The sequence below is a fragment of the Neobacillus niacini genome, assembly GCF_031456445.1.
Lineage (GTDB): Bacteria > Bacillota > Bacilli > Bacillales > Cytobacillaceae > Neobacillus > Neobacillus niacini_I.
The window spans coordinates 1-13,428 of record NZ_JAVDUQ010000003.1 but is presented as its reverse complement, the minus strand read 5'-3'; the positions used below and the strand labels follow the sequence as shown (position 1 = coordinate 13,428).

Annotated in this window: 12 protein-coding genes and 1 pseudogene; 10 read left to right on the top strand and 3 right to left on the bottom strand. The window is 37.8% G+C overall.

Annotation, left to right across the window (positions count from 1 at the left end; all coding sequences use genetic code 11):
* Positions 1-31 precede the first annotated feature (31 nt).
* From panD to J2Y67_RS04630, 9 genes are all read left to right on the top strand, one after another.
* On the top strand, positions 32-415 hold the full coding sequence (gene panD, locus J2Y67_RS04670; RefSeq protein WP_310171228.1) for an aspartate 1-decarboxylase: 384 nt from the start codon (positions 32-34) through the stop codon (positions 413-415).
* Positions 416-550: 135 nt separating this feature from the next.
* Positions 551-3,349 (top strand): ATP-dependent DNA helicase DinG, encoded by a 2,799-nt coding sequence (gene dinG / locus J2Y67_RS04665; protein ID WP_310171226.1) that lies wholly within the window; start codon positions 551-553, stop codon positions 3,347-3,349.
* 83 nt (positions 3,350-3,432) lie between these two features.
* Positions 3,433-4,287: a ComEC/Rec2 family competence protein gene (locus J2Y67_RS04660; RefSeq protein ID WP_310171224.1), complete on the top strand. Its 855-nt coding sequence runs from the start codon at positions 3,433-3,435 to the stop codon at positions 4,285-4,287.
* A 101-nt stretch (positions 4,288-4,388) separates the two neighbouring features.
* The gene (locus tag J2Y67_RS04655) at positions 4,389-4,559 is read left to right on the top strand and encodes a YpmA family protein (protein WP_071353850.1); all 171 of its coding nucleotides are present in this window, start codon (positions 4,389-4,391) and stop codon (positions 4,557-4,559) included.
* Positions 4,560-4,571: 12 nt separating this feature from the next.
* Positions 4,572-5,045 carry a cell wall elongation regulator TseB-like domain-containing protein gene (locus J2Y67_RS04650; RefSeq protein WP_310171220.1) on the top strand — a complete coding sequence of 158 codons (474 nt, stop codon included), beginning with the start codon at positions 4,572-4,574 and terminating at the stop codon, positions 5,043-5,045.
* 27 nt (positions 5,046-5,072) lie between these two features.
* On the top strand, positions 5,073-6,263 hold the full coding sequence (locus J2Y67_RS04645) for a pyridoxal phosphate-dependent aminotransferase (protein WP_310171217.1): 1,191 nt from the start codon (positions 5,073-5,075) through the stop codon (positions 6,261-6,263).
* A gap of 128 nt (positions 6,264-6,391) precedes the next feature.
* Positions 6,392-7,096, top strand: a complete 705-nt coding sequence (locus J2Y67_RS04640) for a DnaD domain-containing protein (protein WP_310171214.1) — start codon at positions 6,392-6,394, stop codon at positions 7,094-7,096.
* 64 nt (positions 7,097-7,160) lie between these two features.
* Complete coding sequence (nth, locus tag J2Y67_RS04635; protein WP_310171213.1) at positions 7,161-7,823, top strand: endonuclease III; 663 nt, start codon at positions 7,161-7,163, stop codon at positions 7,821-7,823.
* A complete protein-coding gene (locus J2Y67_RS04630) occupies positions 7,816-8,202 on the top strand; it encodes a YpoC family protein (protein ID WP_310171210.1) in 387 nt (128 codons plus the stop codon). Before nth ends, J2Y67_RS04630 begins: the two co-directional genes overlap by 8 nt.
* Before the next feature lie 27 nt (positions 8,203-8,229).
* Here the strand turns inward: J2Y67_RS04630 and J2Y67_RS04625 are convergent, their stop codons facing one another.
* Together J2Y67_RS04625 and recU are read right to left on the bottom strand one after the other, a co-directional pair.
* On the bottom strand, positions 8,230-10,845 hold the full coding sequence (locus tag J2Y67_RS04625) for a transglycosylase domain-containing protein (protein ID WP_310171208.1): 2,616 nt from the start codon (positions 10,843-10,845) through the stop codon (positions 8,230-8,232).
* Between the two features lie 37 nt (positions 10,846-10,882).
* The gene (gene recU, locus J2Y67_RS04620) at positions 10,883-11,497 is read right to left on the bottom strand and encodes a Holliday junction resolvase RecU (RefSeq protein ID WP_310171205.1); all 615 of its coding nucleotides are present in this window, start codon (positions 11,495-11,497) and stop codon (positions 10,883-10,885) included.
* A gap of 121 nt (positions 11,498-11,618) precedes the next feature.
* Between recU and J2Y67_RS04615 the strand changes: the two genes are divergently transcribed.
* Positions 11,619-12,581, top strand: a complete 963-nt coding sequence (locus J2Y67_RS04615; protein WP_310171202.1) for a DUF2515 domain-containing protein — start codon at positions 11,619-11,621, stop codon at positions 12,579-12,581.
* A 217-nt stretch (positions 12,582-12,798) separates the two neighbouring features.
* Here J2Y67_RS04615 and J2Y67_RS04610 read toward each other — a convergent pair.
* A pseudogene (locus J2Y67_RS04610) lies at positions 12,799-13,052 on the bottom strand (transposase); the annotation flags it as partial.
* Positions 13,053-13,428 lie beyond the last annotated feature (376 nt).

Here is a 13,428-nt window from a genome sequence, read left to right as displayed (position 1 = left end):
AAAACATCCAAAGACCAGGAGGAAAACGATCATGTTTCGTACGATGATGAATGGAAAAATCCATCGCGCAACTGTTACAGAAGCGAATTTAAACTATGTGGGCAGCATTACCATTGATGAAGATATTTTGGATGCAGTTGGAATGCTTGCTAATGAAAAGGTACAAATTGTCAACAATAACAATGGAGCACGTCTTGAGACCTATATTATTCCCGGCGAGCGCGGCAGCGGTGTGATTTGTTTAAATGGTGCGGCGGCGCGGCTGGTTCAAAAAGGGGATATTGTCATTATTATTTCCTATTGCCTTGTTTCAGAAGAAAAATTGTCTGAACATAGACCAAGGGTTGCTATCATGGATGATAATAACAAGATAAAAGAATTGATACACGCTGAACCGGCGTTAACAGTGATGTAAGTCCCCTTTTTTAGGGGATTTTTCTTTTTTTATTTGTTTTTTATATAATAGTTTTAAATCTCGGGAAATGAATTCTTTTTCTTTTACCCTTTTTGTGATACCGTTTTTAATGAGCGAAGGTTTGAGGTGTAAATTATGATAGAAAATAAATATGTTGTGATAGATTTAGAAACCACGGGCAATCTTCCTAAAAAAGGCGATAGAATTATTCAATTTGCAGCTGTGGTCATTGAAAACGGTGTAATCACAGAAAAGTTTTCATCACTGGTTAATCCCAAAAAACAAATTCCCGCTTTTATTGAGGAATTGACTGGTATTCATGATGATATGGTAAAGGATGCACCTCAGTTTGCTGAAATTGCTCCAAGGATTGAGAAAATTCTCGAAGGAGCTTATTTCGTTGCACATAATGTGTTATTTGATTTGTCATTTCTTCAGGAAGAATTACAGCTTGCCGGTTTTGAAGGATTTTACGGATCTGTATTAGACACGGTGGAAATGGCAAGAATTTTGTATCCAACAGCAGACGGCTATAAGCTGTCTGATTTAGCCGAAAAAGAAAATTTACAGCATGATCGTCCGCATCAAGCCGACAGTGATGCCGAAGTAACTGCAGAGCTTTTTCTCCTTTTGCTGGAAAAACTGGCATCTATGCCAATTACAACATTAAGACAGCTTTCCCAGCTATCAGGCGGTCTTAAAAGCGATTTGCAGCAATTGCTCGACGAATTGCTTGGAGAAAAGGATATTACTTCAGAAGTTCTTCCGGAAGGGCTTGAAATGTTTAAAGGTCTTGCCCTGAAAAAAATGCCAAAAAGGGAAGCTGTGAATGGGAAAAAGGAGTTTTTCCCTTACCCTGAAAAAGAAGCGGAAAAAATCGAAATGGTAAAACAGGGTTTTAGAATCTTCGAAAATAGAACCGGACAATTTACCATGATGGATGGAATTTATCAAGCATTTCAAAAACAAGAACATTTGTTGATAGAAGCGGGCACAGGGGTAGGAAAATCAATTGGTTATTTATTGCCCAGCGTATTTTATTCCAAGCAAAACGGGCAGACAGTTGTGGTAAGTACTCATACCATTCAACTCCAGGAACAGATTATTAAAAAAGAAATCCCAATCCTTGAAAAGATGCTTCCTTTTAAATTTACTTCAGTTCTTTTAAAAGGAAGAAATCACTATTTAAGCCTAGAGAAATTCAACGAGACCTTATTCGATGAAAACGATAACTACGATACAACCTTAACGAAAATGCAAATCCTTGTCTGGTTAATGGAAACGGACACCGGTGATAAAGACGAATTAAATCTGGCAAGCGGAGGAACTTTCTATTGGAATCGAATAAAAAATGACCCTGCTGCTTTTTTACAATCAAATGAATGGCTGGAAAAGGATTTTTATCATCGAGCAAAACAAACAGCCGAGGAAGCCAATTTAATCATTACCAATCATTCTCTATTATTAAGTGATCTTTCCGCCAACGGGACCATTCTGCCTCATTTTGATTTCTGCATTATTGATGAAGGACATCATTTTGAGAAAGTGGCCAGTCAGTTTTTTGGCTTTAGCTTGGATTATTTATCCACGAGAATGCTGCTAAGCCAATTTGGTCACTATGAACAAAAGCAGCTTTTTTATCAATTAGAGGAACTTCTGAAATTAAACGGCTTTAAAGGGGAAAAGTTAATACATACATCTAAATTAAATCAGCTGACAACAGATTTATTTTACGAAATGGATGAATTTTTTAAGCTGATTGCCCTATATGCCAAAAAGATAGGTAGTTTTAAAAAGGGATTCACGCGTGCAAAGGTGCGTTTTTCTGACGAGGATCATGGAAAAGAGAAGTCAGCACTTGTCCATAGTGCAGAAAGATTTGCATTCCTGGTTAAGGATTTGCATTCAGCGATGATGGACAGATTAGCATGGATTGAGAATAAGAAAGACATACTTACACAAGAACAAAAGAGTAAAATCGAGGAAATGATTACATTCCTTCATGAATTGGAAGAATTAAAGAATACTGTTCAATCATGCTTTATTTTAAAGTCGAATTTTGTAAAATGGATGGAAGTAGATTACAGGTCTCCGCAGAACGTAACCACCTTTTTAGCAAAGCCGGCCTCTGTTGCGGTATCGCTAAAGGAAAAATTTTTTACCAAGAAGAAAAGCGTTGTTGTGACATCAGCTACGTTAACGGTAAACCATTCATTTGATTATATAAAGAATGAAATTGGTCTTCCTTCAGCTTCAACCATGATGATTCCTTCTCCATTTGAATATGGAAATCACGTTCAGCTATTGATTTCTGAAGATTTACCGGAAATTAATTCCGTATCACTCGATGATTATGTTGTAGCAATTACGGAACATATTATTTCACTATCGGAAGCAACAAATGGAAGAATGCTGATTCTTTTCACAGCCTATGACATGCTGAAGAAAACATATGAACTCATTAAAGAAAGTGGTTTTTTAAGTGATTTTGCGATTTTCGCTCAAGGTATTACAAGTGGAAGCAGAACAAGGCTAACAAGAAATTTTCAGCGCTATGATAAGGCCATTCTATTAGGGACAAGCAGTTTTTGGGAGGGGGTAGACATTCCTGGAGAGGATTTATCCTGCCTCATTATTGTCAGGCTTCCGTTTAGCCCGCCGGATGAACCCTTTACAGAGGCAAAATGTCAATATATCAGCCAGCAAGGTGGGAATGCCTTTTATGATTATTCCCTTCCAGAGGCCATTCTTCGTTTTAAACAAGGCTTTGGCCGCTTGATTCGAACCACTTCAGATAGGGGAATAGTTATCGTTTTTGATAAAAGGATTATTACAACAAAGTATGGAAATGCCTTTTTAAAATCGATACCTGCTGTTCCGGTTAAAAAAGGAAATATATATGAACTTATTGAGATTATTAATGATTGGTTATGATTATGGAAACTCCTGCTTATTAATGTGGGATAAAATTTGGTAAAATTACACATCCTATAGATGATATAGGGGAGGGAATGTGTATGCGAATTTTACTAATCCTAATAACTCTATTTTTACAAAACACCTCATTGGGTTTTGCCGCTTCGTTAATCCCGGACGATTTTGAAAGTATCGACTTAAAATTGAAAGACCACGAAATGGCTGTGTCCTTTTTGGGGTTAACAAACGGGGAGGCAACCCTTATTCAAGGTCCCAATGATGAAAATATATTAGTGGATACAGGCGGAGAGGGCGTAGAGGCTGAATTAGATGAGTGGCTGCGATTTTATGGAGTTAAAGAAATTAATTCTTTAATTTTAACGAATAAACAAGGATTAAATGATTCTCAAATCAATCATTTAATCTCAAAATATTTTATAAAAGAAATCGTGACAACGCGTGAAATTTCAGGTCAATTATCAACGCATTTCCAGGGCACCAATCTAATCCCTATTAAGGTCTGGGGAGAAGGGACATCGAAGCAGATTTTACCTGAAGCATTAGCCAACGTTCTCTTTGCAGGAAATGAGCAGGATGAGGGGTTAGATTTTACTCTAAAATTTCATAAGCATCGTCTCTTTTTTATGACATCCTATAGCCAAAGGTCACAGCAGATGTTACTGAAAAAAAATCTAGGTGATATCAAGGTCTTTAAGGTTCCAATGATGAAAGAGGACAATTCTTTATCTGAAAAACTCATTCATACTGTCAATCCACAAATATCGATTCTTTTTTCAGCAGAAAAAAACTCACCGGACATCGATATTATTCAGGATTTACAGGATTCCTGGTCGGAAGTATATTTTACGAAGAAGCAAGGGACTGTGACCATTAAATTTACACAGACCAACTATGAGGTTTTTAACATCCCAATTGAAGAGGATGAAAAAAGTTAATAAAAAAATAATCTAATATTAGGTAATTTAAAACACGAAAACGTGCACACCTGTTATAATAGTTGAAGAGTTTTCAGATTTGGCAATAAGGGAGGCAGGATATGGAGAGTAAAATTGAAGTCTTATCAACGGTAAAAATCCAGCATGGTCCGGATTTATATAAAATAGTCGATGCCCTTAATCGAACATTAAAGGAAAAAGACCTCATGTTTGGACTTGCCCTTGATCAAGAAGATAAAAATAAAGCGATTTTTACCATTTATCGTACATAGTGAAGTGATAAAGTGAAAAAATGGATTATTAGTGTTATTGTAATTGTTTTATTCTTTACAGGGATTTTGATTAAAGTTTATGTAAAAGCACAAGAACCAATCAATTCTGCAGAAAAAAAAGCCGTTGCTCTTGCAAAGAAAACTGTTGCCATAAAAGAAGTGGATGATTTTCATGTTTACCATGGAAACGATACGGTTAATGTCATTGAAGGAAAAGCCAATAACGGTGAAAAAATGATCGTATGGATTCCTGAAAAGACGAAACAGGTTATTGTAAGGAAGGCAAAATCCGGTTTAACAAAACAACAAGCAATTAATAAGCTTTTAAAAGAGAAAAACCCTGAAAAAATTATTTCCGTTCGATTAGGAATGGAGAAAAATATTCCTTTATGGGAAATTTATTACCGTTCAAAAAATAATTTAATAAATTATTATTACATTCAATTTGATACAGGTGAATGGCTAAAAAAAATTGAAAACTTTTAGCAAAGTTGGCGAATGGAGGAGAAAAAGTTGGTAAATCTTGCAGATAGGGTGTTGGCGTTAACGCCTTCATCAACATTAGCGATTACAGCAAAAGCAAAAGAATTAAAAGAACAAGGTGAAGATGTTATAGGGTTAGGTGCTGGTGAGCCTGATTTTAATACACCGCAGCACATTTTAGACGCAGCAACAGAGTCCATGCAGGCTGGGCATACAAAATATACTCCATCAGCAGGATTGCCTGCACTTAAGAAAGCAGTAATTGAAAAATTTGAAAAGGACCAAGGGATTACCTATAAAGCAAATGAAATCATTGTAGGAAATGGGGCTAAACATGTTTTATATACCCTTTTCCAAGTGCTGTTAAATGATGGCGATGAGGTAATTATTCCAACTCCTTATTGGGTAAGCTATCCTGAACAAGTTAAGCTTGCCGGGGGAGTACCGGTCTATATTGAGGGTAAAGAAGAAAATCAATTTAAAATTACTCCTGATCAGTTAGCGAGTGCCATCACAGATCGGACTAAAGCAGTGATTATTAATTCACCAAGCAATCCTACTGGTGTTCTGTACACAGCTGATGAGCTTCAGGAATTAGGAAAAGTTTGCTTGGAGAAAAATATCCTAATCGTTTCTGATGAGATTTATGAAAAGCTTGTCTATGGAGAAAATAAACATATCTCAATTGCTCAATTATCTCCAGAACTAAAAGAACAAACGATTATTATTAATGGGGTCTCAAAATCACATTCCATGACAGGATGGAGAATTGGATATGCTGCTGGTAACAGTCAGATTATTCAAGCAATGACAAACCTGGCGAGTCATAGTACCTCGAATCCTACGACAACAGCGCAATATGCGGCTATTGCGGCTTATAACGGCTCTCAGGCTCCTGTCGAGGAAATGCGTCAAGCTTTTGAACAAAGATTAGAAATTATTTATGATCAATTAGTTTCCATTCCTGGTTTTTCATGTGTGAAACCACAAGGAGCATTTTATTTGTACCCGAATGTGAAAGAAGCCGCAAAGCTCACTGGATTCAGTAGTGTAGATGACTTTGTAACGGCATTGCTCGAAGAGGCTAAAGTAGCTGTAATCCCGGGTTCAGGCTTTGGAACTCCTGATAATATTCGTCTTTCCTATGCAACATCACTAGACCTATTAGAAAAAGCTGTTGCAAGAATGCGTCAATTTGTTGAGTTAAAGCGTCAAGGATAGTCTTTATTGATGAAAAAGTCTGCTAATGCAGACTTTTTTTACTGCTAGTTTTCTTTACCAATGTTGGTTTTCTAATACTCTTACTACCATGGCCTGTTCATGTTATACTTAGTCTTGAGGTGTCTAATATGAAATCAATGATTGTTTCATGGCTTCAGGAAGGTACGATTACTGTCCCGGCCATTTTATTTTCAGAGTATCGAAATCTAAATCTAAACGAATACGAACTTGTTCTTTTATTAAATATTATGACTTTTATCGAAAAAGGAAATCAATTTCCGACCCCTGAAGAACTCTCCTCCCGTATGACGGTTTCCGTAGCAGAATGTAATGAAATGCTTCGAAGATTAATCCAAAAGGGATTTATCGAAATCATTGATGAATATTCACATGATGGAATCCGGTTTGAAAAGTATTCAGTGGTTCCCTTGCTAGAGAAATTGGCTGAACAATTCTTAATGAAAAATAAACGGCTTGATGAAGCAAATAAGAAATCCGAAGAAACAGATCTTTATACATGTTTTGAAAAAGAATTCGGCCGTCCGTTGTCTCCATTTGAATGTGAGTCATTGGCTATGTGGATGGATGATGATCATCATGACCCAATGATTATTAAAGCTGCTTTAAGGGAAGCAGTGATGTCCGGGAAATTGAATTTTCGTTATATTGATCGGATATTATTTGAATGGAAGAAGAACGGAATTAAAACAATTGAACAAGCAAAAAACCATGGTCAAAAATTTCGTAATAAACAACTGCAAAACAAAAAAACAAGCCAGGATCATTCGGAACAGCCCCCAACAGTTCCTTTCTACAATTGGCTGGAACAATAAACTCCCAGTTGGCGAGAGAACTTTCTCTCGTTTGTTTTTATTTATGCTAGGTAGGTGAAGAGTTTTGTTGAATAATACACAAATCCGCTATTGTCTTGACCAAATGGGCGAGATGTTTCCTGATGCCCATTGTGAATTAAATCATTCCAATCCATTTGAATTAATTATTGCTGTATCATTATCCGCCCAGTGCACAGATGCACTAGTCAACAAAGTAACGAAAAACTTATTTCAAAAGTATAAGAAACCTGAAGACTATTTAAGCGTAGCACTGGAAGAATTGCAAAATGATATCCGTTCAATTGGGCTATACCGTAATAAAGCTAAAAATATTCAAAACCTGTCCCGCATGTTACTAGAACAGTATAATGGGGAAATTCCAATGGACCGTGATGAATTAACAAAACTCCCTGGTGTTGGAAGAAAAACGGCAAATGTCGTTGTTTCTGTAGCTTTTAATATACCGGCTATTGCTGTAGATACCCATGTAGAAAGAGTGAGTAAGCGGCTTGGCATATGCCGCTGGAAGGACTCTGTCCTTGAAGTGGAAAAGACGCTTATGAGGAAAATACCACCCGAGGAATGGTCAGTAACACATCATCGTTTGATCTTTTTTGGAAGATACCATTGTAAAGCGCAAAATCCGCAATGTCCTTCATGCCCATTATTAGAGTTATGCAGGGAAGGGAAAAAGAGGATGAAGGCAAAGGATGTTTCCTATGGATAAACGTATTGATTTTGAAAAGCCATGGGAGAAACCTTCGGAAGTGGTTCCAATTCTCCTTTTGGAATGGGGAAATTTAAAAGAGGATTTGGAAAGATTTTATTCCATTCGCGATCAGGAAAATACGAATTTAGGAATGAAAAAGGGGATTGACCTATTTCTTAAATTTTTATTTTGGTCGAATGAAAGGCCGATTGCTGATAAAGAACCGCTGCCTCTAGATTCATTAGAATATAAGCCCGTAAATATTGGCGAAAGGCTTGGATTCATCCTTAAAAGACCCAACCTTTTTCATTCCTATCGTCAGCTTTCTGAACTTTTTCTTGAACAAGAAAAGTTATTTGTAAAAAAGAATATCATGAAAAAAGCGTCTAAGCCGTGAGGCTAGACGCTTTTTTCCTAGTTTTCATTAGGTCCCGGGCTGTTCAGTGTCCTGACTGCTGGCACCACTGTCTGTTGTGCCGGTATTTGTATCACCGGAGCCTTGGTCATTATTTCCTTGATCAGTTCCTTGTCCGTTCCCATTACCCTGATCTTGGCCTTCACCTTGACCTTGTCCCTGTCCGTTGCCATTGCCCTGGTCAGGATTGGTTTCAGATGGTGTGCCGTTATTATTTCCGTTATTCCCATTCTCACCATTGTTTTCAGTTCCAGGGGTTGTTTCTTCAGGCGCTTTTGGAACGGTGAAGCTTGCAGCAGCGGCATCACTTTTTCGACTTCCGTCGGTTGCAACAATGGTAAATCTATAGGTTGCTCCCGGTGTAACATTTGGAACTGTAATTGAATTTTTCGCCGTTGTCAAACTTGTTTGTCCAGAACCGCTATCGACGGTAACCGCGAACTGAATATTTGCTGAAGACTTATTTTTATAGCTCCACTTAAGAACAAGTTGATTATTTTTTTCGTCATATTTTACTGAGGCATTACCAGGTGTATTCAATTTATCATATCGTGTTGATACCCTGCTCGGTGCATTCCCTTTAACAGCATATTCTGTAATGACTAAATCTGATGGCGTATATTGGCTTGCAAGTACTGGCGGCATCGAGCCTTTTTCAATTCTTACCCTCTGAACACTATTTGGAACAGAGAAATCGGATGTTTGTTTTCCTTCAGATACATAAGAAATTAAATTTCTAAACATATCCTGAGCAATTTTTTGTCCCTCTCCCGGCGCAATCGGGGTGGAACGGTCCTTATATCCGGTCCATATCGATGCCGTGTAATTTGGTGTATAGCCGGAGAACCAGGCATCTGGAATATAAGAGCTACTCGGGATATTCCACTGTCTTCTTTCCTCATCCGTATAATTGGTTGTTCCTGTTTTCCCTGCGATATGAAGACCAGGGACGTTAGCCCTCGTACCTGTACCAGGATACTGGAGGACACTTTTCAGCATATCCGTAATCATAAAGGCTGTATAATCCTTCATCACCACTTTTGTTTCTGGTGTGGTGTTAATGACCGTTCCATCACGAAGTTTGATTTTAACGACTGCATATGGTTTTGTATAAAAACCATTATTGCCAAAAGCACTGTACGCCCCTGCCATTTGAAGAGGGGATACACCGTCTCTTAATCCACCGATTGCATAGGATTCATAAATCTCTTTTAAAGGAATCCCTAAATTATTAGCAAACTTTTTAGCTTGAGTTAATCCTACCTGCTGTAAGGTTTGAACAGCAGGAGTATTTCTCGATAACTGCAAGGCGGTGCGAATGGTCATTCTGCCCATGTAGCGGTCGTCCCAGTTTCCAAAGGTTTGACCTGTTGAATATTTTACCGGTTTATCATCAATCGTCTGATACGTTCCCCATTTTAAATATTCAATGGCCGGACCGTAATCCAGTATAGGCTTGATCGTTGAGCCCGGTTGTCTTCTCGTATCAATTGCATAGTTAAAACCGCGTTTTACTTGCTGGTTTCGACCGCCGCCGATTGCCCGGATAGCTCCAGTTTTCGTATCAAGAAGTGTAATCCCTGCCTGGAACTTTTCATCGGGATAGTTAATAACATCTTGGGTGTTCAACATCTTATAAACATATTTTTGTGCCTTTGGATCTACAGTTGTATAAATGGTTAAACCATCGGAAAAAATATCAAAATCTCCTTGCTGTTTCACTTCATCTATTACCGCATCAACAAAAGAATCGAAAGGCTTCTCATCAATCTTGTGCTTGTCTTCTTTTACCAAGCCTTTTTTAATAGGAACTTTAATTGCCGCTTCCATCTCTTGCTTGGAAATAAAACCGTGCTGGTGCATTAATGATAAAACGATATTACGTCTCTTTTCTGCCAAGTCAGGATTTGTAAAGGGATTGTAATTATTAGGACTTTGCGGCATTCCAGCCAGCAGTGCAGCTTCCGGCAAAGTCAATTCCTTTAATTTTTTCCCGTAATAAGTTTCTGCAGCTGTCGCCATTCCGTAGCTACCTTCTGACATATTTACCTTATTGACATACATTTCAAAAATTTGATGTTTTGTATATTTTTGCTCAAGCTGATAGGAGAGCCATACTTCTTCTACTTTTCTTTTTAATGTTTTTTCAGGTGTTAAAAACGAGTTTTTAATCACCTGCTGGGTAATCGTACTTCCACCTTCGGCACCAAATCCGTGTTGAATATTCGCAAGTACAGCACCGCCAAGACGAATCGGATCAATTCCATGGTGCTTATAAAAGCGATAGTCCTCTGTAGCTAGGACGGCATTTTCCAAAAGCTTTGGTATATCTTCATAGTTAACGTATTCTCTGTTTACGGCACCAACTTCAGTCAGCAGGTGTCCATTCATATCTAAAATCTTCGATGAAATGGGATCTTTTAAAACCTTTGGATCAAGTTTTGGAGCGTCTTTCACCATGTAGGCAAATGTTCCAACTCCGGCCAAAATCACTACAATCCCTAGGGCAACCAGGGTTAAAAATATCTTTTTTATCATCCCTTTAGGTTTTTTCTTTGTTTTAGGTTTGCCCTTTACTTGCAGCTGTTTTCGGCGCTCCTCTCTTGATTGATATTGATCAGCCATTTTAAAGTCCTTCCTTTCCAACTTCACTCAAGGTTATTTAAGACAATTGATAAAGCGTTTCTAGTATACTAATATAGTCAATTCTTGCTTGGAATCCAAGCGGAATATAGTACCCATGTTGTTCGATTTCATCCTTGGTAATCGATTTTCTTCCCCCTGTTTTCATTCTTTCCCAAAATCGTAATAAGTTTTTCGCTTCGAGCAAATAAACTTGTTCATATTTTGTAAATCTTAAAATGACAAAACAGATTCCATCCTGATCCAGTACCTCTTCCATATGACGGATCTGGTGCTCATGGAAATTCTTTAAGGGAAATGAACTTGAATTCTGGGTTTCTTTTGCTTCAAAATCAATATATTTACCTTTATATACCCCATTATAATCGGTAGTAGACGCCTGCTTAAAATAAGCTTCTTTTATAACAGCCGCACTGCGCATCGGATAATCCACCTGAACAATTTGAACAGGTGTAGGTTTTTTGTGAACAACCGCAATTTTTTTCTCACGGTAAAATTCATTCGTAATATTTAAGTCTTCTTCAAGAGTCATTCCCCGATTACTGTAAGATTCATTTTTTTTCTTATTAGCATTTTTGGCATTTGCCGCTTCATTTGGAATATACCGTTTTCCGTTGGGATAATTCACACTCATATCTTGCACCTCTCAAACTATTACCTATCATAACAAATCATAGCGGAATTAGGTGCATAAAAAATTTATAAGTTCCATATTCTAATCATTACAACTTTTATTTAACCAAGGGAAGAGCATTATGAATCATTTTACAATACAGGAACAAGAGATTATCCGTCAAATAATAACTGAAACGGAAAAGAAAAATATCGATAATATTTCCAGAACAAATGCTTATTTACGCTATTTTAAAAAAAAACCTGATATTATTTGGTCCTTTCTTGCCCATATGGTTTCACGGAATGGGGGATGGAATATGTGTGACCTTGAAGGAACCATTTTTCCTCATTTATTAGAACCAAAAATAAGAAAGCAGCTTTTCTTAACCTATGAGCGGGCTAATTGGTTAATTTTCCACGACGTTTTCCCCCAGTTATTGCTCTATCAATATTCGACGAAATTAGAGCGCCCCATGTTTCATTTACTCCCATATTTCAACGTTTCTTCATTTATTCAAAAAGAATGGGTTCGCTATTGGAATGAAGGTGATAAACATAGAATGACGACGGCATTAATTATTAATGAACAAAATGTCATTCAGCAACCAATCATTGAGCATCCTGTATATAAGAAGAAAGTGTTTCGTTCAATGATTTTTGCTTTTCAGGATTGGCTTCATTTTAGCTGTGTATTGTTTCCAACCAGTGGGGGAGAAGTATACGGGGCCAGCGTTTATGGATTTCGATCTGTTTCAAAAAGGATTCAATTGGGGAAAAGGCTTGCAAACATTCTTTTTGATTCACGTCTATTTCCTTATTTTTTTGAATTTGCAAATCGTACCCCTCATACTGGTTCACGGTATGATTATGAACAGTACTTTAAAACAAAGATAGTAAGAAAAACGCCGATACTAAGAGCGGCTTTTCCTGTGATTGAACATCATCGACATACCTATGAGGATTGGAGTAAACATCAGTTTGTATCGCCAATTTGGCTGCATGGGCCAGTCAGTCATAAACATCCGATTCACTTAACAGATTGGTATTTCAAAAAATTAAGTCAATTGGAACTCATGCTTGCCTTAAAAAATACCCTTTCATAAACGGAAAAAGCAAATTTCCTTACTCAGATTATCAAATCTATATATCAATTTATTGATTGTTCCTGAAAAGGGCCTGTTAATTTCCGCTCCGGTCTCTCGCTTTCCGCGGGGAGGTCCTGGAGCCTCCTCGGCGCTTGCGCCTGTGGGGTCTCCAGTAACCTCTCTATCCCGCAGGAGTCGAGTGCCCTCCGCTCCAATCAACAGTGGGCAAATCAACTTAAAGTATTTCACACACTTTTTCAAACCTTGCTAAGTGTGTTGCCATCTTCTTTATAATTTGGCAGGCTGCAGTATGGAGAGCCTGTTCACTTGCATTCTTCAATCCCCGTAACTGGCAGTAGTGAAGCCCATGCAGCTCTTTGAGTCTACGAAGCTTCGCTCATTTATTTCCTTTCTAAATTTATAAAGCTTTTTTCTTGTTTTAGATAAGCAATTTAACCTTACCTTTTCCTTATACTCTTCCCATACATTGCCCAATCGAGCTGGAATTACTGTTAAAAGGGAAAAGAAAAGTGGTTTCATTGCCCGAACGAGCTGGTTTTCTCGTTAAAAGGGAAAAGAAAAGTGGTTTCATTGCCCGAACGAGCTGGTTTTCTCGTTAAAAGGGAAAAGAAAAGTGGTTTCATTGCCCGAACGAGCTGGTTTTCTCGTTAAAGGGAAAAGAAAAGTGGTTCCATTGCCCGAACGAGCTGGTTTTCTCGTTAAAAGGGAAAAGAAAAGTGGTTTCATTGCCCGAACGAGCTGGTTTTCTCGTTAAAAGGGAAAAGAAAAGTGGTTTCATTGCCCGAACGAGCTGGTTTTCTCGTTAAAAGGGAAAAGAAAAGTGGTTTCATTGCCCGAACGAGCT

Coding starts and splice junctions, on each gene's coding strand:
- J2Y67_RS04630 (WP_310171210.1), top strand. CDS start 7,816: ATGGATAAACGTATTGATTTTGAAAAGCCATGGGAGAAACCTTCGGAA.
- J2Y67_RS04660 (WP_310171224.1), top strand. CDS start 3,433: ATGCGAATTTTACTAATCCTAATAACTCTATTTTTACAAAACACCTCA.
- J2Y67_RS04615 (WP_310171202.1), top strand. CDS start 11,619: ATGAATCATTTTACAATACAGGAACAAGAGATTATCCGTCAAATAATA.
- panD (WP_310171228.1), top strand. CDS start 32: ATGTTTCGTACGATGATGAATGGAAAAATCCATCGCGCAACTGTTACA.
- recU (WP_310171205.1), bottom strand. CDS start 11,497: ATGAGTGTGAATTATCCCAACGGAAAACGGTATATTCCAAATGAAGCG.
- J2Y67_RS04655 (WP_071353850.1), top strand. CDS start 4,389: ATGGAGAGTAAAATTGAAGTCTTATCAACGGTAAAAATCCAGCATGGT.
- J2Y67_RS04640 (WP_310171214.1), top strand. CDS start 6,392: ATGAAATCAATGATTGTTTCATGGCTTCAGGAAGGTACGATTACTGTC.
- dinG (WP_310171226.1), top strand. CDS start 551: ATGATAGAAAATAAATATGTTGTGATAGATTTAGAAACCACGGGCAAT.
- J2Y67_RS04625 (WP_310171208.1), bottom strand. CDS start 10,845: ATGGCTGATCAATATCAATCAAGAGAGGAGCGCCGAAAACAGCTGCAA.